We start from the raw sequence: 22,610 nt of genomic DNA on the forward strand, positions 1-22,610 counted from the left end.
ATTTCTAGCTAAGAGAGAAATTTTAATGATTCCTTACAAGAGTAAGAAAGGAAAAAAGAAGTAAAGAAAAAAGTGAAGAAAACCTGATTATTATGTCTTCTTCTTGAGGATTTCAATTATTTTTTCAACTATTTGCATGCCTGCTCTTTCTTGTGCTTCCCAAGTATTTGCGCCAATATGAGGTGTTAGTACAACGTTATCAAGTTGTCTTAATGGGTGGTCTGGTGGTAATGGCTCCTCTTCATAGACGTCGAGACCTGCTCCAGCAATCCATCCTTCTTTTAATGCTTTCACAAGAGCGTTTGTGTCAACAACTGCTCCTCTAGCTGTATTGATTAGAATAGCTGTTTTCTTCATTAACTTAAGCTTGTTTTCATCAATGAGATGATATGTTTCTTTGACTAACGGCACATGTATGGTCACAATATCGCTTTCTTTAAGTAACGTGTCGAGGTCAACATATTTCATTTTTAGTTCTTCCTCAAATTCTTTAGAGCATCTAACAACATCGTAGTATAGGATCTTCATATTGAAGCCATAATACGCTATTCTAGCGACTTCTCTACCAATCCTACCCATACCGATTACGCCAAGGGTTTTACCGTAAAGCTCATGTCCTAGTGCTTCTTTCTTAGGCCATTTACCTTCTCTCATTTTTCTGTCGGAGAACGCTATCTTTCTCAAAACATCTATCATTAACCCTATTGCTAACTCTGCAACACTTCTAGTTGGTGCCCCTGGAGTGTTAACTACTTCTATACCTTTTGCTTTAGCTGCCTCAACATCAATGTTATCTATACCGACACCCGCTCTACCTATAACTTTTAGTTTCTCGGCAGCGTCAATCACTTTCTTTGTTACAACAGGTTTACTTCTTACAATCAATGCATCTACGTCTTTGACGAGCTCTATTAATTCTTCTTCACTGGGATATTCTTTGTATACTACCTCGAAACCTTCTTGCTTCAGCTTCTCTATTGCTTCAGGATGTATAGGTGCTGCAACGAGAACCTTCATTTTCATGTCACCTTACAACTTCGCACTAGAGAACTATAGGCTGTCTCAGATAAAATCTCCTACTCTAAACCCGACACGACATTGGTAATTCATGCAAAAGTTATATGAAATACTATAGGTTTTTGTAGGTAGTTGATATATAATAAACCTAGGTACTAGTGTCGTGATTAAGAAGGAAAAATCAATTTTATTTACAGCTACAATGTTAATGCTTATGGTAATTATAACCACATTTTTCATGAACTACATTGAAATATACATTAAACCACCAAGCTCTAAAACTAATAAATTATTTACTACATCACCCATTGATGATGCATCATATAGTTCTCTTGCAGGAACAAGCATATGGAGAAGCCTTAAAACAGTCAACATAAAGAATCCCAATGTAACTCTTTTACTAGGTAAATTGAGGACAATGTTATTTGACTACAATTGGGCAAGAAACCAAAGCTTGTTCGATGTTTATAGAGTATGGCTTATAGACAGTAATGGTGTAGGCCCTGCTACAAGAGTTATTTTATTCAACGATCCCATGGAGCTCTATAAGAAATATGGACTAAAGAATATCAAGCTTCATATATCGATTTATGATCAAATGTTCAAAAACACGTCCATAAAACATAGCCTGTCAGGCATCATAAGGATAGGTAGAATACTCCTACCTCATGGAGTAGAAATTATTTTATTAGCAGTAGTTAATAACGACAATATCATTATAGGTTACGATGATACAAAGATATACAATATAACAACGCTTAAATTCATAATTTACGCCCACCCCTATGACTTGGATGCCTATAGATTCTTTCTTGAAGTTCATAAGTTCTATGGCAGACCCCCACCGATAGGGGATGTCTACAAGGAGAAAGTAAAACCCGGCAAATGGAGATGGGCACTTTACAAAACATTTATTATATCAAACAAACCATCACTTGTATTGAAAAATAATTCGAGAATATATTTGGAATACATAGCTATTCTTGAAGAATATCCATATACTGGATGTAGTACAGAAATACTTTGGAGCCTATTTTATCGTAGCTTAGTTTTCTCATTAGCACTCAATCTTGCTTTACCAGCTAATACTAGTGAAGCAGAATACTATTATTATGCATTAAAGACCGCTAGTAAACTCATGGTATACAAACCATACTATTACCCCGAAAATACCCTTGTTTATTGTCTTCCAGAATTAGCCAGAATCGGTGGTTTCTGTTATGAACACTCCCTTACAGGAATGGAAGTATATAATCTCGTATTCAGATTACCTTATTTCATATTATTCATGCATGCACGTGTAACAGGGTTAGGCCATAGTGTCGGCATAGTGGTTGTACCAAGTATTTATGTTAATAAGACAAATCAGTTTAATGTACCACCAGAACAACCATACATGTATGAAGGAGGACTACTTTTTTCAGGAATAGATTTTGATGGCGATAGGAGCCCTGATTACATTCTGGAAGTTGTTAATACTGGTGGGACAAGTATCTATGAAAAAATGGCTTACCGTCCTGGCGAGCTATTATTCCTGTTGGAGAAAAATGTTGTATGGGGTCTAGATCATTACTATCCATTTAGGTATATTATAGAAACACCATATGGAGAATTCGCTGATATTTCATATTGGAGTGGTTTAGAAGCAATAAACAACTTGCTCAGAAGCCATCCATGGTTTAAGCTCCCATATTATAATAGAAGCGAGAAAATGCTATCCAAAATACATGAACTTGAAGAGAAATTTGTACTAAACAGAGCAGGAATCCCAACAGTAGGTACTCCAGCGCGATACGACATAGCAACAAAATATGTTCTAGACTATGACCATTATCTTTACTACGTTGTAGCAAGTAGAGTAACTTTTCCACCTATACCTATGAGCCCCAGTGATATCAACAATACCTGCTGGATACCAGTAATACTTGTTATCAAGACGCCAGAAACTAATCAAAAAACTTAGATTAGATAAGCAGAAGTGGTTCAGTTTATTATATGTATCAAACTATTTAGATTCCTATATATTTCCCACAAATAGATGATAATAACGAACTGTTACCGAGTCAATAGTTATTTAAAGCCTTACCATAACTATAATATAATTGAGTGCGTTCTGAGGCGAGTTGATTATGTCCGTAACACCCTTACTTTATGAAAACGATCCTACATATCAGATGGCTGTTAAACAACTAAAAGATGCCGCTGCACTCCTAGGCTTGCCCGATGAGATCGTCGAGGTTCTAAGGCATCCAGAGAAACTTATACAGGTCAAGATCCCTGTCAAGCTTGACAATGGTAAAATTGCTGTATTCCTTGGCTGGAGAAGCCAGCACAACAGTGCATTAGGTCCATACAAGGGTGGTATAAGATATCACCCAGATGTAAGACCCGGTGAAGTAGTTGCCCTAAGTATGTGGATGACCTGGAAGAACAGTCTCGCAGGAATACCCTATGGTGGAGGCAAAGGAGGAGTTAGAGTAGATCCCAAGAAACTTAGTCCCAGAGAACTAGAAGAACTATCAAGGAAATACTTTGCAGCAATAGCAAAAGATGTTGGGCCAGACGTTGACATACCGGCTCCCGACGTCTATACTAACCCACAGACAATGGCTTGGTACTTCGACGAATACTCCAAGATCGTGGGCTACAACGCATGGGGTGTTGTAACAGCCAAGCCTCCAGAGCTAGGTGGACTCTACGCAAGAGTAGTGAGTACAGGCTACGGTGTAGCATTATGTGCAAGAGAGGCTGCAAAGAGAGTGCTCGGAGGAGTTGAAGGCAAGACTGTTGCAATACAAGGATTCGGTAACGTCGGTAGGTTTGCAGCAAAATATCTTGCTGAGTGGGGTGCAAAAATAGTCGCTGTAAGCGACAGTAAAGGCGGTATCTACAACTCTAAAGGACTAGACGTAGAGAAACTATTCGAGATCAAGGACAAGACTGGCAGCGTCATCAACTATCCCGACGTTGAGAGAAAGATATCAAACGAGGAACTACTAGAGCTAGACGTAGACATCCTCATACCAGCTGCCATCGAGAACGTCATTACTGAGAAGAACGCCGACAGGATAAAGGCTAAAGTGATTAGCGAGGGTGCAAACGGTCCAACAACACCCGAGGCAGACGTCATACTACACAAGAAAGGAGCAGTAGTTATACCAGACATCCTAGCAAACGCTGGCGGCGTAACAATGAGCTGGATTGAGTGGAGCCACAACAGAATGGGCTGCTACCTAACAGACGAAGAAGCACTAAGCAGACTAGACAAGATAATGTCACACAACTTCAACCGCGTCTTCGATGAATGGCAGAAGAAATACAGTGACCACCCAATGAGAGCAGCAGCATACGCTATTGCAGTAGACAGAGTAGTAAGAGCTATGAAGCTTAGAGGCTGGATCTAAGTAGAAACTATTTAAGTAAGAAAGTTAAACCCCTAGGGTAATACTATTTTTTAGACCCCCCACCCCTCCTACTATACACTATCCTTCCATTTCTGGTCCTAATTTCTTCGACTCTGTGAAATGGAATATATTCTCCTCCTGAAACAATGTACCCTCTGCGAACATCATCTATCTCATCGCCGAAAATAGGTTTCAATTCTTCAGTGTTATCACCGCTCCTACGGTATCTTATGTATACAATATAATCACTCTGATGCCCTCCCCACTTTATCCTCTTGAGCCATTCCTCGATTTCTCCTCTCTTTTTAGTCAAATCACCACCATCCCACTAGACTCTACAGACAATACTTTTCCAAAGAAACTATTAAAAATACAGTTACGACTACTATCTAATGAGTACATTAGAGTATTGCATCTACGAGGTTTCACCAAATGGATTATTACTGGTGGCTAAGATTCCTGCGAAGATACCCAACACTACTATTAGCTCCCTCACCGCAACCATACCAGTTGCTTCAGCCATTTTTACAAAACCAATTGCCGAGTACAAATAATATGAGTGAACATGGAAAACCCGCATTAATATTCAACAGAAACCTACATGTACTTCCACCTATACCACCGCCACAAACTCCTGAAGATGAGTTAAAGCTTTTAGAGGGGTACAAGAAGCTTTTAGAAGAAGACCTAGCGGAAATTCAGAGAGAACTTATACGTGTTGAAGAAAGGATAAAGGAGCTTAAATCAATAATTAATAGAAATAATCATCAAGAAAAATAGCTTACAATCACTATTTTTCTCTGTAAACGAGTTTTTTCAATAACCACTTAAGTAGTTCTTTAACGTTGTCATGTATTTTTGATTCTTCGAGTACACTCAAGGCTTCTTCATAGTATTTCTTTATTATTTCTTCACTATAGTCTAAGCTACCTGTTTCCTTAACGATTGCTCTTACCCTTTCTATATCATCGATGCTGATTTCTTCAGGTTGTTTTAGATCATATATTTCTTCGAGAAACTTCTTGTCATCACTACTAGCTAGCTCATAGGCTTTAATTATGAGTAATGTCTTCTTTTTCTCCTTTACATCACTACCGACAGGTTTTCCAGTAACACTTGGATCACCATAAAGCCCTATTATATCGTCTCTAAGCTGAAATGCTATACCAGCGGGTTTAGCCATACGTGTATAAAGCTCATAAATCTTGGGATCATTTATTCCCGCAGCTATTGCACCAAGATGGAGAGGCATTTCCACCGTATAGGATGCTGTTTTCAGCTCATGGACTTTGAGAACATGCTCTTCTCTAACATCTCTAAGCTTCATATAAGCAAATAACACATCAAGATACTGTCCGTATGCCACTGTTCTTAGACCCAATACATACCGCTGGACAAGTTTTACTACACGTTCAGGGGGTAATGGTGCTGAGGCAAGCATTCCCACAGCTAGGGCTTCCAAGTAGTCCCCTGCTAGAATAGCTTGCGAAATTCCGTAGTGAATACAATCGCCAAGTAATCCTTTTTCTCGGCAATACCTCTCATACATTACATGAAGTGTTGGACCGCCTCTTCTCACAACATCACGGTCCATTATATCATCATGAGCTAGGAAATAGCTTTGGAGAAACTCTATAGAAGCCATAACGTGTTTAATGGGTTCAATAGGCAAACTTGGGTCAAGACTGTAATAGCCAGCCAATATAAGCATTGCACGTAATCTCTTCCCGCCGCGAAGAGTGTAATCACGTGGATAATCAACAAGTTCTTTAAGATACTCATGAATACCTATCGCTTCACTTAGTTTATCCATAAACTCTTTTGATAAAACTTCTTCAGTAATAGCTTTGGCTTTTTGAAGAAATTCCTCAGGCCTCATAACGCATCACACTCTTTACAAGGGAGAATACTATATAGACTTATAATATTATTACGGTTGATCATTTTTTAGATCTTTGCATGCAAGAATTTATAGTCTACATGCTGTCTACGCTCAGTTTTATACCACCCTATTTTAGCCGGTAGAGTTAATGCTATGAAGGCTATTATGCCGAGGAAAAACCAGTAGATAGGAAGGAGCAGTAATTGCTTGCGATGTCTGTGTTCAATGTCAGGGAGAATATATAGTGGTGCAGACAAAGTCGATAACACTATCAAGAAAGATAAAAGCAAGACAATATTGTAAATGTTTAGCATTAACATCACAAATAATGCTATATAAGCTAAAGCTATAGATGCAATCAATAATGGATTAGAATACGTCAACAACAATTTTATCCTACTAGTGAAGCTAATTCCTTTAGACTTAATGACGTAAAGAAAACAATCTATATGACCTCTATACCATCGCAATCTCTGTCTCACAAGACTTGAAATATTTGCTGGCGAAGCCTCATAAACATCACTAGACAATAAATGTATCTTTGCACCAAGTTTCTCCGCATATATAGTTAAGAACGCGTCCTCGGTAAGAGATTCAGGAAGACCACCTATTTTCTCAATAAAACTCCGTTTCAAAAATAATCCTTCCCCACTGACAAGCGGTGTCTTAAGTATTTTAGCTAAACTAGGTAATCCTATCTTAATCCATATTAATGTATCAAAGAAGACAAGTCTACCGATAATCCCTTTTCCTGTTCTAAAAACACGAGAACCAACGATATCATAGCCTTCATTAATTTTCAGCGCTGCTTTCAAGAATTGTTGTTTATCATAAACAACATCGCCTCCATCATATATAGCTACTATATCGCCAAACTTGACATTATTTAAAACATAATTAACTGCCGTTGCCTTACCTTTCCTCACACCAGGCTTAATTAGTACACTTATATTACCTTTATTGCTTTGAGGAAAACTGCTGATCACTTTAACAACATTTTTAAGCGTTGCTTCATCATCCTGCTCTACGACTATAACTATTTTCAATAAGTTATGTGGGTAATCCTGACGAAATATGCTTTCAAGAGTTGTTTGAATATCCGATTCAGACTCTCTAAAAAGAGGTAGTATTACTAGAATCCTAGGCAGCTGACCACCATTGAGTAAGCCAATATCTTCACTGTGCCATACCTTATAATAGACGTTGGTTAGTATCCCGATGATACTGATTATACTACGTGTTATTGACAATAGGTAGACTGTGAGTATGATAGATGTTGCTAGTAATTCTATCAACTTTCTTTATCCCTAAACCAGTACTCCAGTTATTTTATTTTTAAACGGTTGTGAAAAATAAAAGTTAACATCACCTATTATGGGCTTCTTTAACATACACAGCATCGAAAATATTTGAAAAACTGCTTACACAAATTCATTAATTATTCTTTTAGCGACATCTACTGGATCAGAAGACTTTGTTATTGCTGAACCTACAATAACTATGTCAACACCTATATCCTTGAATACACCCACTCTGCCGGGCTTTAACCCGCCTGCAACAGCATATTTCACATCCTTCTTTTTGGTTTTTTGAATAATAGTTTTTATTTCATCAAGTAATTTATCCACTGTAATTCCTCTCTTTTTCTGGACATCAATACCAACATGATAAATAATTATATTGACACCAAGGTCAATAAGCTCAGATGTCCTCTCAACAGTGTTGCTAACACCAATTAAATCAACTGCAACAAGCTTACCTCTTTTTTCTGCTTCACTTACAGCCTCTTGAATTGTTGAATTATCAGCTACACCAAGAAGACTTACTATATCGGCTCCTCTGTCAAATACTATTCTTGACTCAAGACCGCCAACGTCAACTGTTTTTGTGTCGGCGAAAACTATACATTCTGTAGTCTTCTTCAGCATTTCAACAGCTATTCCTCCCCAAGACTTTATCAATGGCGTACCAGCTTCTATAATGAGGTTTTCACAACCAATATTCGTTGACAATAGAGATGCTATACGAAGAGCTTCACCTAGATCAGGAGTATCGAGAGCTACTTGGAGAAAACGCTTATTGTCTAGCATCCCCATATAGCACCCAAGGAAACTCTTTCACCTTCCATCTATATTGGTTTTAGGGTGCTTGGTGTTGGACGATATAAAGAAGATTAAACAGGAAATTAGAGAGAGAATATGGAGACTTCTCGAGGAAAAGAATGTAGCTCTGTTTCCTCGCCCCGTCTATGGGCGTATACCTAATTTTGTAGGTGCTGAGAAGGCTGCTGAGAAAATAGCTAGGATGAGTATATGGAGGAAAGCAAGTGTTATAAAAGCTAATCCAGATAGCCCACAAAAGCCTTTGAGAGCACGTGCTCTTCTCGAAGGGAAAAAGGTTGTAATGGCGTCTCCTAGGCTTAAGAAGGGATTCATTCTCTTGGATCCGCAGCAGATACCTCCTAGTAAACTTGTTTATGCATCAACGATCAAAGGGGCATTTGTTTATGGTAAAATTTTGAGTTTAAACGAGATACCTATGATAGATCTCGTTGTGACGGGATGTGTCGCAGTAGATAAGAAAGGAGCTAGGCTAGGAAAGGGTGGTGGTTACGCGGAGCTTGAGTACGCTATACTCCGTGAACTAGGTGTTATTGATGACGATACATTAGTTGTAACAACAATTCATGATCTCCAGTTAGTAGATAATATACCGCGTGAACCCCATGATCTCACTGTAGATGTTGTCGCAACGCCAACAAAAATAATTAAATTCGAGCCACGTCCGCCGAAACCAAAAGGGATAATATGGGAGATCCTGGGCGAGAAGAAAGAGCTTCCTCCTTTAAAAGAACTTAGATCTATTATTCAGCAAAAGAAGGTTAAAACTTAGGGAATTCTACTATATCGTCTATGATGCCTTCATATTCTCGTGCTTTCTCATTAACTTTTTCAAGTATCTCAATGAGTTTTCTAGCAGCCTTCCTCTTGCACTCGCCACACAAGAGTTTTCCTCCACGACACCTACTGTATATATCGTAAAGCTCGTCATCGTCTTCTGTTAGATAATACATGTAGAGCTCGTATACAGTACATTTCTCTGGTTCTCCGCCAAGACGTTTTTGTTCTTCAGCTGTTGCTCTTCCTCCAGTCAAGGCGTTCATTACTTTTTTGTATACAGTATCCTTATCGTCAGACAAGAATATCGCATAATCGGGTTTAGAGCTACTCATTTTATTTCCGTCGAGCCCTCTTATGAACTTATGGTATGTTGATGAAGGTCTTCTTAGCCCTAGTTCATTTTCAAATCTGTCGGCTAGATCCCTTGTAAGTCTTATATGGGGATCCTGGTCGACTCCTACTGGTACTAAGACGTACTTGTAACCACCGTATTCTGGAAGTTGTAGATGAAGAATATCGGATGCCTGCGTTAAAGCAGCCATAACTTTAGCTGGCTCAAGTTCACCATAAATAGCTTCCATTTCGGCCATAGTTATTTTTCTCGAGAACATCTGTATAAGCCTATAGTATGCCGTGCTGTTATTTGTCTGGAAATAATACCTTGTTTTCTTGGGGTCAAGGCCTGCTGCAAGAGAGTATTTGATATATTCTCTAGCGTATTCAAACAATTTTTTGCGGGGAATCCTGCGGACAGCGTAAGCCTCTGCATCAGCTATAGCGATGTTAATACTCACGCCAAGATCCTGGTAATACTTTAGTTCCTGGAATAACATGAAATGCCCTAGATGAACATGACCACTTGGCATAAACCCTGTCAGTATCGCCACTTTCTCTCCTTTATTTAGGGCATCAAGCCATTTATCATAGTCTCTATGTCCAAAAATTATTTTTCTCCTGAAAAACTTATGTTTGACAGGCAGTTTCTCAAGGATCTTTTCGTCTATAGGATTTATACCAAACTGCGAAAACAGTTTCTCATATTTTTCTATAGCGAAGTGGCCCCATGGATCAAGTTTTTGCGCCAAATAAGGCATCACCAGTATAGCCTATTTGCTTTCATACAACAATATATAGGTTTCTCGTGGATCAGAGCCGGAGATCCCCTCTTCACCTATCTGTGTGGACTAGGACTCATCATCTCATTTCTTCACTTATTTTGATTCCTTATTACATTTTTTAAACCCACTCTTATAATCAATGGGTGCTATTATGTCTACCACAAATACTATGAGTGTAAAAATTGATCTAAAGAAACTTTATCTTAAACTTGTTTTTAACCACAAACGATTCGTTAGATTACACGAGATCGCTAGAGATCTCTGTGTAACACCTAGAACTGCAGGAAAAATACTATCCATGATGGCAAGGCTAGGATATGTAGAGAGATGGACTACAGACATGTATCTTGTAAGAAGCCTCGATGAACTAAGTAGTAAAACAGGCAAGCAATTTAATAGATCACCTGCATAGTATTTATTTGTGAATTGCGCATGAAATCACGTACAGCATTCTACCAAGAAGTAACAAGTAAATTCATTATAATGTTACTTGTAGTATTAATAATACAGCTTCATATCGAGACTACTGAAGCCCAAGACTATGCTATAGTTAAGATAAGTATTGTCTATCCTGATTCCGAGCCAGCAAGCAATATACTTGTTGTATTAAGCTATGATGTTCTCGACAGATGTCCCTACTGCATAATTGGGAAAAATACAACCGATACAAACGGCTCAACAGAAATAATTGTACCACAAAAATACATTGGACGTGAAATCTATGTCAATGTGTTTCTCCCCATATACAATATACCATTGTTAAAATCTTATCCTCTAACCATAAACTCAACAGGACATGTAGAAGTACCAATGATAACACTCGATACTAAGCCAGAGTACTCAGCCATAATGCTTAGTGTTTCAGACGAATACGCTAATCCATTAAATGCTTTGGTTAAACTATTTTATGGTAACGAGCTTATATATGAAGGTTATACCAACAATACATCTTTATCTATAAACATGACTTTAAAAGGGATCCCTATAGTCTCTAGCGATTGGCTACAACAACAAGATGCAGACCCATTCTATAAAGTTGTGGCTCAGTATAACGGTGCTGTCACCGAAAAACTTGTTAAAGCACCTTCTATCACACATATCATAATTGATAGACATCCTCCAGCAATAACTAGTATCGACGCCCTCGTGAAATATTATACTAAAATAAACTACGTCAGCATAGTTGTAATCGTACACGTAACCGATGGTCTTAACACTAATTACACTACTGTCTCTTCAAAACTCACATACAATACTAGATCAATAATACTACGTGTAGAAGAAGAAAAAATAGTTAATAGGACAAAAATAGTTAAGCTATCCTATTCTTTCATAGATTTCGGCGGTGTTTTCAAATCATGTATTCAAGCAAATAATGTATACATACATGTTACAGTAAATGATCATGGCGGACATATAGTTGAAGAAACTATTGCTCCAGTAATAGAATTCGACAACGAAATTACCAGTGTAACAACTACTACATCACCACAGTTTACACAAACATTCACTAGCAATAATACTGGTAGCAATACAGGCACTATAACTACCACGTACCCGTCTCCAGGTTTTACTAGTTTCAATGGAAATGCATCATTTATGCCTCCAAACCAAGGCAGTATTGTAGAGGAAGAAGATGAATACAATAAGATTTTACTAGGGGTTGTATTCACAGTATTGGGTACAACTACTTTTGCTTTGGAATACTATCGTCGACGTATACAAGATACTTATCAGTAGTACTCGTCTTTTGCTTGAGCTCGTATAACGCTTTTCTCGCGAGACCAACAGCTTTCCTTGGCCTCATTGATATACCTATTCCTGCCCTGATATAGTCTGGGAGAACATCCATTATTCTCTTGTATGTATCCATTGGCATAACTCCTAGGATTATACTTCCACCAAGATAACAAGCTAGTCCACCATACCTAGTTATAATGCTTAGCATATGGCTATAGATCTCCATGATGTTTATGTATGATTCAAAGAATGTTATCTCTAGAGCTTTAATGAAACCACTTACATCAAGGAAAAGCACTACATTAGGGTCCTCGTCCCCGTTTTCGTAATAGAATGACATGGTTGTCTCGTTTAGTATTGATGAAGCTTTTAATTGTGCTGTAAAGGGATATGGGTGTATAACAGATACAAGTCTTATCTTGAAAGGTATTTGTTCGGATAGAAAACTATGTATCTCCTCGTGTACATCTCTTGAGATACCGTTTGAGAGCACAATAAAATTATTATAACTAACCGGTAACACAAAACCTCCATGCTTTCTAAAGATCTGGTGAAGCATCGTGTATATCAGGGATTGCTGGAGCTGTATAATGTCTTCTTCTTCAAACCCCACAGACGAAATCCATTTCCCTATACCCTCCAGCGAGACGACAGTAATCCTCGGCATAGCCTACTACATCCCCGTGACAGTCAACATTCAATCATTATAAACTACAGACAATACCTAGAGACATAAATCCCGACCACACTACTCAATCATTTCTCGTACTCCTACATAATTAAGAGTTCGGAAAACTAACATAGGTGAATTACCTAATAGAAATCAAAACAATTGTTGAAACCATATGGTTCACAATAATTAGAAGGATGTAAATGAAGTAATACAAGATCAAAACTGCAAGACATAATTGAGATACAAACATCTTTTACCTGATATAAACTACATTACTATTAATGGAATACAGGTTTCTTCATTATTAAAGTAGCATGCTAATACTAGTATAAGGTGGGTTTAAAATAGGTTTAAGAGATGGTTTTTCTTTAGCTAGTAGCTTTATTCGGTAAAGTAGGTATTGTTTTATTAGATTTTTTGTATAAAGTATATTATGGTGATTAGTTGACTCGTCTTAAAGTTGGTATAGTTGGGACCGGTAGGCTTGGATCTGTTCTTGCTTACCGTATTCTGGTCTCGGGGATGGTTAAAGAGCTTTATCTTGTTGATATAAGAAAAGATGTTGTATGGGGTGTTAGTGAAGATTTAAAACATGCCCTTGGGTCTTTGAGGAGAGAAGTTGTGATCAATTATTCCAGTGATCCTAGTGATTTATCGAATATGGATCTCATACTCGTTACCGCTGGAAAGCCTAGGATACCAGGTGTGCCCATGACACGTGAAGAATTAGCCGAAGCCAACGCCAATATTATACGTGATATAGCGTTAGCTGTTGGGGAACGTAATCCTGGCGCTAAGTATGTTATAATAACTAATCCTGTCGATGTAATGGCGAGCCTGTTTCTCTACTACAATAGATCTAGCTATGTGTATAGTAGTGGATGTAGTTTGGATTCAGCACGGCTCCGATGGTTTATCGCTAGGGAGACGAATACTTCTCTTGATGAAGTTAGTGGGTTTGTTATTGGTAGCCATGGCGTTGTACAAGGTATTGCAGAATCACTATTGTTCATAAGGGGAGTGCATGCACGAGAATACCTAGGCGAGAAATACGATGAATTCATTATTCGGGCCAGAGACTACGTAGAGAAGATAGCCAAACAAGTTATTGATGCCGCTGGCGCCACCATATTTGGTCCAACCGAGGTATTCACGAGAATAGTAATGGGACTAGCGGGCCTCGATATAGTAGAGAGTATAGGGTTGCCATACAGTATTAATGGCTATAAGGTCTTCGTAAGTATGCCCGCAATAATATCTGGTGCTGGAGTACAGGGTCTACCTCATTTGCTTAATGATGAAGAAAAGAATCTTTTAGATAAAGCAGCTAGACATGTTCTCAATGTTTTTCTTAATATAATGAAGAAACTTGGTGAGGCACCATGAGTGGGGAGAAGAAGAATTATTATGAGATAAGTATTAAACTCCACGAGATCTATCGTGGTAAACTAGAAGTTTTCCCTAAAGTACCCGTTGAAACCAGAGACCACTTTAGCGTATGGTATACCCCGGGAGTAGCAGGTCCGTCACGCGAAATCCATAGAGATCCCGATAAAAGCTTCATGTATACATGGAGATGGAATACTGTAGCAGTAGTAACTGATGGAACACGTATTCTGGGTCTAGGCGATATCGGGCCTGAAGCAGGGCTCCCCGTAATGGAGGGTAAAGCACTATTATTCAAGTACCTTGGCGGTGTTGATGCTGTACCACTTGCGCTGGCGACAAAGGATCCCGATAAGTTTATTGAGATAGTGAAACTTCTTGAGCCGAGCTTCGGTGGCGTGAATTTAGAGGATATCGAGAGCCCCAAGTGTTTTTACATACTTGATAAACTACGTGAAATCCTTAACATACCTGTATGGCATGATGACCAACAGGGGACAGCGCTGGTAACACTTGCCGCGCTATTTAATGCATTGAAGCTTGTTGGCAAAAAGATCAGTGAAGTCAAGATAGCTATAATCGGGGCTGGTGCAGGCGGATACAGGATCCACCACTATCTGCTTCTCGCTGGCGCAAAACCACAAAACATAATCGTCACCGACAGCAAGGGCATAATATATGATGGAAGACCAGATCTCGACTCCCCGAGAAATCAACACAAGAAATGGATAGCAAAGAACAGTAACCCCGAGAAAATAACTGGCGGCATCCCAGAGGCTATGAAGGGTAGCGATGTAGTCATAGCTATATCAAAACCCGGCCCAGGAGTCATTAAAAAGGAGTGGGTTAAAACAATGGCGTCAGACCCAATAGTATTCGCATTAGCCAACCCGGTACCAGAAATATGGCCCTGGGAAGCAAAAGAAGCCGGTGCAAAGATCGTAGCAACAGGTAGAAGCGATTTCCCCAACCAAGTCAATAATAGCCTCGGGTTCCCAGCTGTTTTCCGTGGAGCACTAACAGTCATGGCGAAGAAGATAACAGACGGCATGGCACTCGCGGCAGCAGAAGCACTAGCCAAGTATGCTGAGGAAAAAGGGCTCTCGGAAGACTACATAATACCAAGTATGAATGAAACCGGGGCATACATCAAGGAAGCACTAGCAGTAGCACAAAAAGCTATAGAAGAAGGAGTAGCAAGAAGAAAACCATCAACTACGGAACTCGAAGAAGAAATAAAGACTCTTATTGAACGCCCGAAAAAGTATCTCAACATAGCTATTAACAACATGCTCATAATAGATCATACGAAGAAGTTCTTTTAAAAGAAAATAAGTACAGGCTCAGTGACGGGGGCAGTTCATCCCGGTCTGGTCACAGGTAATACCATTCATCATTGCTTAATCTGTTACTCTTCTTTTTTAGCCTCCTTAATTATCCTTATTTTCTCCTTCATTTTCTTAAGTCTCAGCAACCCAATATAGCTAGCTATTATTCTGAGAGAAGTAGTGATTTCTTCCTCGAACCTGCACTGACTTTCAACACTCGTGCCATCAATAAGTATGACACGTAATTTCTTAAACCTCTTTTTATCACAATCAATAACCTCAACACGGTCAACAAGCCCATTCATGGCAAGTGCTTCAAGAAAACGCGGAGGACAATCACTCCTACATATAATATATTGGGATATATCTGGTGTCTCATCCTTTTTATTCTCCACAAACACCGCCCCCAGTGAAGGGGTTCGCTGAGGAGAATTAGCATAGAAGCCTAATAATAAGTGTTATCTATCAGTTAAGTAGGAGTTAGTGTATAAGCATGTATAAGATGTTCCATAGGCTTCAACGGGTGATGCAACACTGTCGAGGATAAGGAGAAGAGTCGTCGGGAAAATACTGTGGAGCAGTATATCGAGGAGAACAAAAACAGTCTTCATACCGTTGAGAAAAATCAGAGATGGTTATCATACATATACCGTTGTTAGAACATTGATACCATACTTTAAAATGGTCATAGAGGAATACAGGGAGGAACACAGGATAACAAGTAAGAGGATCCTCTTGAGAACTCACACGAAACCTGTTGTTCCCGAGGAAGTGGGTTTCTCGCTAAGTGTTCTATCATTAATGCATTTCCCTAAAATGGTAGCGAAGCTAGGGAAAACCATGCCTATAGCTGCACTTGTCTACGGGTTAAGTAAGGACGAGTCTTTCCTAGTAACAGCCTCTTTTACCTATAGTGATGACATGATTGAAAAATGGGTTAACACGCCTATAAGACCATTTGTCATAACAATAATAGCGTCAAAAGAAGCTGTTGACCCGAAGGAGACATTTAAGCTTATAGAGAGTAGATTGAAGGATGATCTGGAATATGTTGTAAAGAACTCTCTATTAATAATAAAAGGACTACAAGATAGCTTATACCCGGAGAAATACGTCATTGAGCTAAAAAGTAAACCACATATAAGCATGATAGTTGCACCAGCATTTACAACACATGAAATTATTGTCGAGTACAGTGATGGCATTGAAACTCATCAATTCACTATACCCCTGAAGAAACCTTCATGGAGTATAAACGATTTCCCAGATAAGATCAGAGAAGAAATCGAGACAATAATAGTTAAACCCTATAAAGACAGACAAGCCTATGCACCAAGAGGAACAATAATAATTGGTCCTCCAGGTGTCGGTAAAAGTAGTTTAGCTGAAGCAATAGCCAGTGCTCTCGAGACAAAAGTAGTCAAACTCACTCCAAGCACTTATAGATCAATGTGGTATGGTGCCACAGAAAGAATACTCTCGTCAATATTCAGTAAGCTAAGAGATAGAAGAGATGTCACAGTAATAATTGATGACGCCGAGTTCATAACAGGTAGGCATATAGCTGTCCATGAGGTAAGCATTGCCGAGGTATCAATTTTCCTTAATATACTACAAGACGAGAGAAGACCATTCACAATAATGACAAGCAATGCTCCAGAACTCATTGATCCAGCACTCCTTAGACCAGGTAGGATAGACATTGTCATACTAATGGGCTACCCCGATAGAGAATCACGTAGAAAAGCAGTAGACGTACTACTCAAGAAGTATGGTATCTCAGCAAGCAGTGAAGTTGTTGAAGACATTGTATCTAAGACCAAGTGGTTTAGCCATGCTGAAATAGATGCTTTGATAAGACTTGCTGCAAGCAAATCAGGAGGGAATACGTTATCTAAAGAAGCTGTTGAATGGGCCTACAAGAAATTTAACATAAATGAGGGAGAGAGAAAGCGAATCCAAGAGTACTTGAGATGGTATGTAGATAAACTACAGGGAATGACTATATCGTTTATAGCTAGAGAAACAGAGATCTAAAACAATATTGTCTTTAAGGTCTTATTCTCCTTAATCCCACATCAAGATCCCTAATTTTCTCCAGGGCATCCTCAGATACTCTAGGCCCGCCACCATAGAGTATTACTATGGGTTTTGCGTTTATTTTTTCAGCTGCTTTAGCATAAGCTTCTATCTCGTCTCCACTTATTGTCTTCGTCTCGTAGAATACTTTTATGGCTAATTTTTTACCTTCTTTCGACGCCACAAGATCGAAAACTACGTCTCCAACTTTTACATCTTTTGATACACTATAACCTGCCGCAACATATCTGCCAGCGACCTCTCCTATAACACCATATTTTTCACGAAGTTTTTTCCAAGCAAACCTCTCTTTGGCTGTAACCATTTTCACCCACCTTCTGTTTTCTGCTAATGAATGCTTTAGACGAGTTTTTTATGTGTAACGTTGTGTAGTATGACGGGTGAGAGATACCTCTTAAAGACATCTTTCACCTAAAATATAAACCTAACCATAAAATAGTTAGATTCTTAAGAAATGTAAATTAGTTGAAAAAAGCTTACTCACTTGATTCGAGTTTCCTCCTGCCTTTTTCTAAGAATTCTTCTACTAGCTCTTCTATCGTTGGACCTTCAACAATCTTTACTCTAAATGATACCCGGGTAACTGGTTTTTCTACAGTAATTAGTCTTGTTATATCGCTAGGTGTACCAAGTACTATGGCGTCCGCTGGTATTTTCTTTAATGTTTCCTCGAGGTCTCTTAGTTGTTCTGGACTATAGCCTGTGCTTGGTAGTACAGGGCCCATGTGCGGGTACTTTTCGTAGAGTTCCTTAATTATCCCTACAGCATAGGGTCTGGGGTCAATTATTTCGGCTGCACCATACTTCTTTGCTGCGACATATCCTGCTGCATACGGTAGTCCTCCATGTGTCACCGTGGGCGAGTCCTCTATTACAACAACCTTCTTTCCTTCAATAACTTCCGGTGCATCAACTTCAACAACACTTTCTGCAAGGCTTATCTTTGCTCTTGGATTAACTTTCTTTATATTGGCTATGATTTTATCTATGTCTTCCTTCCTGGCTTGATCAACTTTATTTATTATGACCGCGTCGGCTAGCCTAGTATTTACTTCTCCAGGGAAACTGCCTACTTCATGCCCGGGTCTCATCGCATCTGCTACTGTTATCATGTAGTCTGGTTTATAGAATGGCCAGTCATTGTTTCCTCCATCCCATAATATGATATCGTTTTCTTTTTCAACAATTTCTAACAGTTTACCATAGTCTACACCAGCGTAAACCGTTAGCCCCATTTTTATGTAGTGCTCGTATTCTTCTCTCTCCTCGATAGTGGCTTGATATTTGTCTAGATCCTCGTATGAAGTGAATTTCTGTATAGCCATTTTTTCTAGATCACCGTAAGCCATTGGATGTCTTACTATTCCTACGCGATAATTCTTCGATATCAAGTACCTTACTACTTCACGTGAAACACTGCTCTTACCGGCACCTGTACGGACAGCAACTACTGCTATCACCGGCTTACTTGACTCAATCATTGTCTCGACTGGACCTAGAATCTTGAAGCTTGCTCCAGCCGCTAATACACGACTCAATATATGACCTACATCATCATATGTTAAGTCACTAAAACTTAGAACAGCTTCTTCAACACCATATCTTGTTATAACATCCTCTAGGAGGTCAAGTGACATAATAGGTATACCATTAGGATACAACTTCCCTGCAAGACTTGCCGGATAACGTTTTCCAGTAATACCAGGTATTTGTGTTGCAAGAAACGCTACTACACGGTAATTTGGGTTATCCCTGTATACTACATTAAAGTTATGAAAATCTCTTCCACCTGCACCTATAATAACGATTTTCCTTGGTTCAACCAAAACAGACACCCTGATCAAAGAGTATTTTATACTTGACAAATAAATGTATTAGCCTTATAGTTAATAAATTATAGCACTAAGTATACCAATAATGCGACCATAGTATTATTCAACTACTCATACCAAGCACTATCCATAAACTTCTTTAATACTATCCCACGTTATTTCACGAGCCCTACCCTTTAAATTTAATCTAAAGACAATCGTGTAAACAGGACTATGGGCTAAGGTGTAGGATTAATGGATCCTAAGTCTTATATGAAGAATTGGTATGGATCAAACCAGCCGACAATTGCCGATAAAATAAGGAGTTTCCTAAAACCAGATAACGAGCCTCTTGCAAAGAAGGCTATAACTGCCCACTACAGAATAAAATCAGCTCTAAGCAGAGTCAAAGCCTATATTGATAGACTTAATGAGAAAGACAAAGAGCTCTTCGAGAAAGCTGTTGAAGCCCTCATCAAGAGAGATGAAGTTCACGCTAAAATGTATGTAAACGAGGTAGCCGAAATAAGGAAAATTGCCAAGCAGCTATTAATGGTCGAATATGTACTAGAACAAGCCAGCCTAAGACTAGAAACAATAATGATACTCGGCCAAGCATTCGGAGACATCGCCCCAGTGGTAAGCATCATTAAAGACGCTGGATCACTACTACGCGGCATCGCCCCTGACATATGGATCGAGCTAACAATGGCTGCAAATGACTTAAGCACTGTACTCGCAGCAACAGGTGTAGACCTAGGAGGCGAGACAAGTATATCACTCAGCCAAGAAGCGAAGAAGATCTTCGAAGCAGCCCGTATTGCAGCAGAACAAAAGATCAAAGAAGCATTCCCAGACCTACCAACAACACTATCTCTCTCAACAAAAGAATCTGCAGAGAAAGAACTACTCGAATCGAGCTTGGGAACAGGTATTGATAGTCTAGACAAGAAAAAGAAGAGCGAAGTCAAAGACCTAGTCTAGAGCTAGAGCCAAAACATTTTGCCAATAAAATATTTCATCAAGAACTAAAACTAAAGAGTTTTTAAATAAACAAAAGTAGCTTTCCCGGAAAACCACTTAGTTTCTATTCACGTAAAAGGAAAATACCTTAATTGGTTTTTATTTTGCAAACTTCTTTTCTGCAGCAATACTCATTAGCTCTACTTCAGGAATAACTTCTTTGAGTACGTATTTTATATCATTCTGTTTCGCGGCAAGCTCATCAGCATCAGCAGGGTCTACCTCTAGTTTCAGAACAAGCCTTCCCATTTTCACGACACCGCTTCTTAGCTCTACAGAATAATCTTTTGCACGAACAACAACAGTTTCCTCAGACTTGCTATAAGACAATGTAATTGTTTTTGGTTTATGTCTAGTAATAACTAGCCTATCATCAAGCACACTTATGCTCCAGAGAGGTTCCACAACAATAGTTTTAGGGGACTCAATATCACCGTATGCCTTCTCTACAGCAAGAAGTGTTTTCTTCACCAATGATATCAAGTCCTGTATTCTCTTCGCCAAACTAACTATCTGGGGTTTTAACGTAGCTGCTTGCGAAATCACATTATTCTCTATCCTAGTATTCAAAGCATCAAGTACTGTTACAGCAGCATCGATTAATTCTTTTAGCTTAGCCATAGTCTTCCCCCTCAATAACTCTTAAGCTAACTTATGATTCATAACTGCTACACAATAAAAATCTGTTGCTAAAGAAGTATTTTTCTCGATTACCTTAACTCCACAGCTTGTATATTTCATCAACAATAGCTTCCTTTACAACAGTCTTTCTACTACCCTCAATAACTTCGAGAACAGGCTCACCTCTCAATACTTCGCCACAGATACTGTACGGTATTTTCTTGCTTTCAAGAATACTCGTGACATCCCTGACATTGTTTCTTGGAACAGTGGCTATCAATGCACCACTACTCAATAACTTCAATGGATTAATGCCTAGCGGCTTCGTAACAGCTTCAACTACATCATCAACTTTTACTTTATCTACATAAACTCTTATCGTAGTATTGCTAGCTATGGCTGTCTCAAGCAGTCCTTCCAATATGCCTCCTTCAGTAGGGTCATGCATTGACGATACATAATCCCTTATAGCGAGAGCTTTATCGACAACACTTACCCGCCATACATAATCGCGGGCTTTCACGATAATCTCTTCGCTAACACCCTTGTCTCTCAGCTTATCCGGGAAATCCCATGCAATAACGCTTGCTCCTTCTCCACCTACAGGACCAGCCACTAGAATTAAGTCTCCGGGTCTAGCATCGCATGTTCTTATAACTCGTTTTCTCGTGTAGCCTATTGCTGTGGTAACTATAATTGTCCTTGGAATACCCGGCGTGACTTCGGTGTGCCCACCTATGATTACCGTATTTATTGAACTAGCCGCTTTCTTCATCTGGATAATAATTTCCTCGAGCTCACTACTATCAGTTCCTGGTTTCAACAGTATTGTAGTAAGCAGCCATCTCGGTCTAGCCCCACGTACAGCAACATCATTACTGGCTATATGAATAGAAAGCCACCCCGAGAACCGTGATGCAGTCGTAATAGGATCAGTATGTGATACGAGGAAACCATCGCCCATTCTAACTACTCCCGCATCTTCACCAAAAGCAGGTCCCTGAACTACATCAGGATCAAATAATTCGCTAAAATGCTTGTATACAATGTTTTCAAGTATTTCTCGCGGAGGCTTTCCTTCCCCCAGTTTCAATTTTATACAACCCCTTTCTCATACACTCTTTACAGACATAAGAAACCAGAGTGACCTGTATTAAACAATCCTCACAACCCACACGACCACAAATCATACAATAGCCTATAGCCGGGTATTTACCACAGATTTCACACTTAGTAGCAGTACATACACTACAAAGACCAGTAGATTGATCATAGTCATCGTCACAAACGGGTCTACCACAGAGCCTACATTTATGGACTGCTTCTTTTCTCTCACAAATAGCGCATTTAACCATTTATACCGCCAGGAAACCTTTATCCTAACTATAGGGTACAGAAGTAATGCATAGCATTTATCGTATAAAAATAACTAAGTGCTTGGACATAGTGCTACATGCTTTAAACGAAGAGGAGGCAATAATGCTTGCCAACGAGTTCTTTAACAAAATCTGTGAGGGAAAAGGGAAAATCTACGTGCATGAGCTCGGGAAATCCGCTAGAGAACTCTATGATAAGAAGCTGATATACCAAAAACACTAAACTGTATC

Annotated in this window: 23 protein-coding genes; 11 read left to right on the forward strand and 12 right to left on the reverse strand. The window is 39.1% G+C overall.

The window, feature by feature from the left end; translation table 11 throughout:
- Positions 1-90: 90 nt before the first annotated feature.
- A complete protein-coding gene (locus tag J4526_09390) occupies positions 91-1,017 on the reverse strand; it encodes a hydroxyacid dehydrogenase (protein WFO75260.1) in 927 nt (308 codons plus the stop codon).
- A 163-nt stretch (positions 1,018-1,180) separates the two neighbouring features.
- Here J4526_09390 and J4526_09395 point away from each other — a divergent pair, with 163 nt between their 5' ends.
- Together J4526_09395 and J4526_09400 are read left to right on the forward strand one after the other, a co-directional pair.
- Positions 1,181-2,980 (forward strand): hypothetical protein, encoded by a 1,800-nt coding sequence (locus J4526_09395; GenBank protein WFO75261.1) that lies wholly within the window; start codon positions 1,181-1,183, stop codon positions 2,978-2,980.
- A 166-nt stretch (positions 2,981-3,146) separates the two neighbouring features.
- On the forward strand, positions 3,147-4,421 hold the full coding sequence (locus J4526_09400) for a Glu/Leu/Phe/Val dehydrogenase (protein WFO75262.1): 1,275 nt from the start codon (positions 3,147-3,149) through the stop codon (positions 4,419-4,421).
- Positions 4,422-4,464: 43 nt separating this feature from the next.
- On the opposite strand, the gene J4526_09405 is transcribed toward J4526_09400, so the two are convergent.
- The gene (locus J4526_09405; GenBank protein ID WFO75263.1) at positions 4,465-4,734 is read right to left on the reverse strand and encodes a DUF504 domain-containing protein; all 270 of its coding nucleotides are present in this window, start codon (positions 4,732-4,734) and stop codon (positions 4,465-4,467) included.
- A 119-nt stretch (positions 4,735-4,853) separates the two neighbouring features.
- On the opposite strand from J4526_09405, the gene J4526_09410 reads away from it, so the two are divergent.
- On the forward strand, positions 4,854-5,201 hold the full coding sequence (locus tag J4526_09410) for a DUF5320 domain-containing protein (protein ID WFO75264.1): 348 nt from the start codon (positions 4,854-4,856) through the stop codon (positions 5,199-5,201).
- A gap of 10 nt (positions 5,202-5,211) precedes the next feature.
- Here J4526_09410 and J4526_09415 read toward each other — a convergent pair whose 3' ends face one another.
- The 3 genes from J4526_09415 to J4526_09425 all read right to left on the reverse strand — a co-directional run bounded on the left by J4526_09415 (position 5,212) and on the right by J4526_09425 (position 8,393).
- Complete coding sequence (locus J4526_09415; GenBank protein WFO75265.1) at positions 5,212-6,300, reverse strand: polyprenyl synthetase family protein; 1,089 nt, start codon at positions 6,298-6,300, stop codon at positions 5,212-5,214.
- A gap of 68 nt (positions 6,301-6,368) precedes the next feature.
- Positions 6,369-7,598 (reverse strand): glycosyltransferase family 2 protein, encoded by a 1,230-nt coding sequence (locus J4526_09420; protein ID WFO75266.1) that lies wholly within the window; start codon positions 7,596-7,598, stop codon positions 6,369-6,371.
- 126 nt (positions 7,599-7,724) lie between these two features.
- Entirely contained in the window at positions 7,725-8,393 is a 669-nt protein-coding gene (locus J4526_09425; GenBank protein ID WFO76403.1) for an orotidine 5'-phosphate decarboxylase, read from the reverse strand.
- Positions 8,394-8,457: 64 nt separating this feature from the next.
- Between J4526_09425 and J4526_09430 the strand changes: the two genes are divergently transcribed.
- Positions 8,458-9,195: a 5-formyltetrahydrofolate cyclo-ligase gene (locus tag J4526_09430; GenBank protein ID WFO75267.1), complete on the forward strand. Its 738-nt coding sequence runs from the start codon at positions 8,458-8,460 to the stop codon at positions 9,193-9,195.
- Here the strand turns inward: J4526_09430 and J4526_09435 are convergent.
- Complete coding sequence (locus J4526_09435; GenBank protein ID WFO75268.1) at positions 9,185-10,288, reverse strand: tryptophan--tRNA ligase; 1,104 nt, start codon at positions 10,286-10,288, stop codon at positions 9,185-9,187. The genes J4526_09430 and J4526_09435 overlap by 11 nt on opposite strands.
- Positions 10,289-10,472: 184 nt before the next feature.
- Here J4526_09435 and J4526_09440 point away from each other — a divergent pair, with 184 nt between their 5' ends.
- Positions 10,473-10,733, forward strand: a complete 261-nt coding sequence (locus J4526_09440) for a hypothetical protein (protein ID WFO75269.1) — start codon at positions 10,473-10,475, stop codon at positions 10,731-10,733.
- A gap of 20 nt (positions 10,734-10,753) precedes the next feature.
- Positions 10,754-12,061 carry a hypothetical protein gene (locus J4526_09445; GenBank protein WFO75270.1) on the forward strand — a complete coding sequence of 436 codons (1,308 nt, stop codon included), beginning with the start codon at positions 10,754-10,756 and terminating at the stop codon, positions 12,059-12,061.
- Here J4526_09445 and J4526_09450 read toward each other — a convergent pair.
- Complete coding sequence (locus J4526_09450) at positions 12,009-12,728, reverse strand: GTP cyclohydrolase IIa (GenBank protein WFO75271.1); 720 nt, start codon at positions 12,726-12,728, stop codon at positions 12,009-12,011. The genes J4526_09445 and J4526_09450 overlap by 53 nt on opposite strands.
- Positions 12,729-13,178: 450 nt before the next feature.
- Here J4526_09450 and J4526_09455 point away from each other — a divergent pair, with 450 nt between their 5' ends.
- Positions 13,179-14,120 carry a hypothetical protein gene (locus J4526_09455; GenBank protein WFO75272.1) on the forward strand — a complete coding sequence of 314 codons (942 nt, stop codon included), beginning with the start codon at positions 13,179-13,181 and terminating at the stop codon, positions 14,118-14,120.
- A complete protein-coding gene (locus J4526_09460; GenBank protein WFO75273.1) occupies positions 14,117-15,445 on the forward strand; it encodes an NADP-dependent malic enzyme in 1,329 nt (442 codons plus the stop codon). The genes J4526_09455 and J4526_09460 overlap by 4 nt, the downstream gene beginning before the upstream one ends.
- Positions 15,446-15,528: 83 nt before the next feature.
- Here J4526_09460 and J4526_09465 read toward each other — a convergent pair whose 3' ends face one another.
- Positions 15,529-15,813: a hypothetical protein gene (locus tag J4526_09465; GenBank protein ID WFO76404.1), complete on the reverse strand. Its 285-nt coding sequence runs from the start codon at positions 15,811-15,813 to the stop codon at positions 15,529-15,531.
- Between the two features lie 250 nt (positions 15,814-16,063).
- On the opposite strand from J4526_09465, the gene J4526_09470 reads away from it, so the two are divergent.
- Positions 16,064-17,485, forward strand: a complete 1,422-nt coding sequence (locus J4526_09470; protein ID WFO75274.1) for an ATP-binding protein — start codon at positions 16,064-16,066, stop codon at positions 17,483-17,485.
- A 13-nt stretch (positions 17,486-17,498) separates the two neighbouring features.
- On the opposite strand, the gene J4526_09475 is transcribed toward J4526_09470, so the two are convergent.
- Together J4526_09475 and J4526_09480 are read right to left on the reverse strand one after the other, a co-directional pair.
- Positions 17,499-17,852 (reverse strand): hypothetical protein, encoded by a 354-nt coding sequence (locus tag J4526_09475; protein WFO75275.1) that lies wholly within the window; start codon positions 17,850-17,852, stop codon positions 17,499-17,501.
- A gap of 172 nt (positions 17,853-18,024) precedes the next feature.
- Positions 18,025-19,374 carry a GTPase gene (locus J4526_09480; protein ID WFO75276.1) on the reverse strand — a complete coding sequence of 450 codons (1,350 nt, stop codon included), beginning with the start codon at positions 19,372-19,374 and terminating at the stop codon, positions 18,025-18,027.
- A gap of 240 nt (positions 19,375-19,614) precedes the next feature.
- Between J4526_09480 and J4526_09485 the strand changes: the two genes are divergently transcribed.
- Positions 19,615-20,343, forward strand: a complete 729-nt coding sequence (locus J4526_09485) for a hypothetical protein (GenBank protein ID WFO75277.1) — start codon at positions 19,615-19,617, stop codon at positions 20,341-20,343.
- Positions 20,344-20,481: 138 nt separating this feature from the next.
- Here J4526_09485 and J4526_09490 read toward each other — a convergent pair whose 3' ends face one another.
- Both J4526_09490 and J4526_09495 read right to left on the reverse strand, forming a co-directional pair.
- The gene (locus J4526_09490) at positions 20,482-21,003 is read right to left on the reverse strand and encodes a hypothetical protein (GenBank protein ID WFO75278.1); all 522 of its coding nucleotides are present in this window, start codon (positions 21,001-21,003) and stop codon (positions 20,482-20,484) included.
- A gap of 94 nt (positions 21,004-21,097) precedes the next feature.
- Entirely contained in the window at positions 21,098-22,096 is a 999-nt protein-coding gene (locus J4526_09495; protein WFO75279.1) for an AIR synthase family protein, read from the reverse strand.
- Positions 22,097-22,404: 308 nt separating this feature from the next.
- On the opposite strand from J4526_09495, the gene J4526_09500 reads away from it, so the two are divergent.
- Positions 22,405-22,602, forward strand: a complete 198-nt coding sequence (locus J4526_09500; GenBank protein WFO75280.1) for a hypothetical protein — start codon at positions 22,405-22,407, stop codon at positions 22,600-22,602.
- Positions 22,603-22,610: the final 8 nt, after the last annotated feature.

Source organism: Desulfurococcaceae archaeon MEX13E-LK6-19 (assembly GCA_029637525.1).
In the GTDB taxonomy this organism is placed as follows: domain Archaea; phylum Thermoproteota; class Thermoprotei_A; order Sulfolobales; family Desulfurococcaceae; genus MEX13ELK6-19.

Coding starts and splice junctions, on each gene's coding strand:
- J4526_09390 (WFO75260.1), bottom strand. CDS start 1,017: ATGAAGGTTCTCGTTGCAGCACCTATACATCCTGAAGCAATAGAGAAG.
- J4526_09400 (WFO75262.1), top strand. CDS start 3,147: ATGTCCGTAACACCCTTACTTTATGAAAACGATCCTACATATCAGATG.
- J4526_09410 (WFO75264.1), top strand. CDS start 4,854: ATGGATTATTACTGGTGGCTAAGATTCCTGCGAAGATACCCAACACTA.
- J4526_09415 (WFO75265.1), bottom strand. CDS start 6,300: ATGAGGCCTGAGGAATTTCTTCAAAAAGCCAAAGCTATTACTGAAGAA.
- J4526_09425 (WFO76403.1), bottom strand. CDS start 8,393: ATGCTAGACAATAAGCGTTTTCTCCAAGTAGCTCTCGATACTCCTGAT.
- J4526_09440 (WFO75269.1), top strand. CDS start 10,473: ATGTCTACCACAAATACTATGAGTGTAAAAATTGATCTAAAGAAACTT.
- J4526_09445 (WFO75270.1), top strand. CDS start 10,754: ATGAAATCACGTACAGCATTCTACCAAGAAGTAACAAGTAAATTCATT.
- J4526_09450 (WFO75271.1), bottom strand. CDS start 12,728: ATGCCGAGGATTACTGTCGTCTCGCTGGAGGGTATAGGGAAATGGATT.
- J4526_09460 (WFO75273.1), top strand. CDS start 14,117: ATGAGTGGGGAGAAGAAGAATTATTATGAGATAAGTATTAAACTCCAC.
- J4526_09475 (WFO75275.1), bottom strand. CDS start 17,852: ATGGTTACAGCCAAAGAGAGGTTTGCTTGGAAAAAACTTCGTGAAAAA.
- J4526_09485 (WFO75277.1), top strand. CDS start 19,615: ATGGATCCTAAGTCTTATATGAAGAATTGGTATGGATCAAACCAGCCG.
- J4526_09490 (WFO75278.1), bottom strand. CDS start 21,003: ATGGCTAAGCTAAAAGAATTAATCGATGCTGCTGTAACAGTACTTGAT.
- J4526_09500 (WFO75280.1), top strand. CDS start 22,405: ATGCATAGCATTTATCGTATAAAAATAACTAAGTGCTTGGACATAGTG.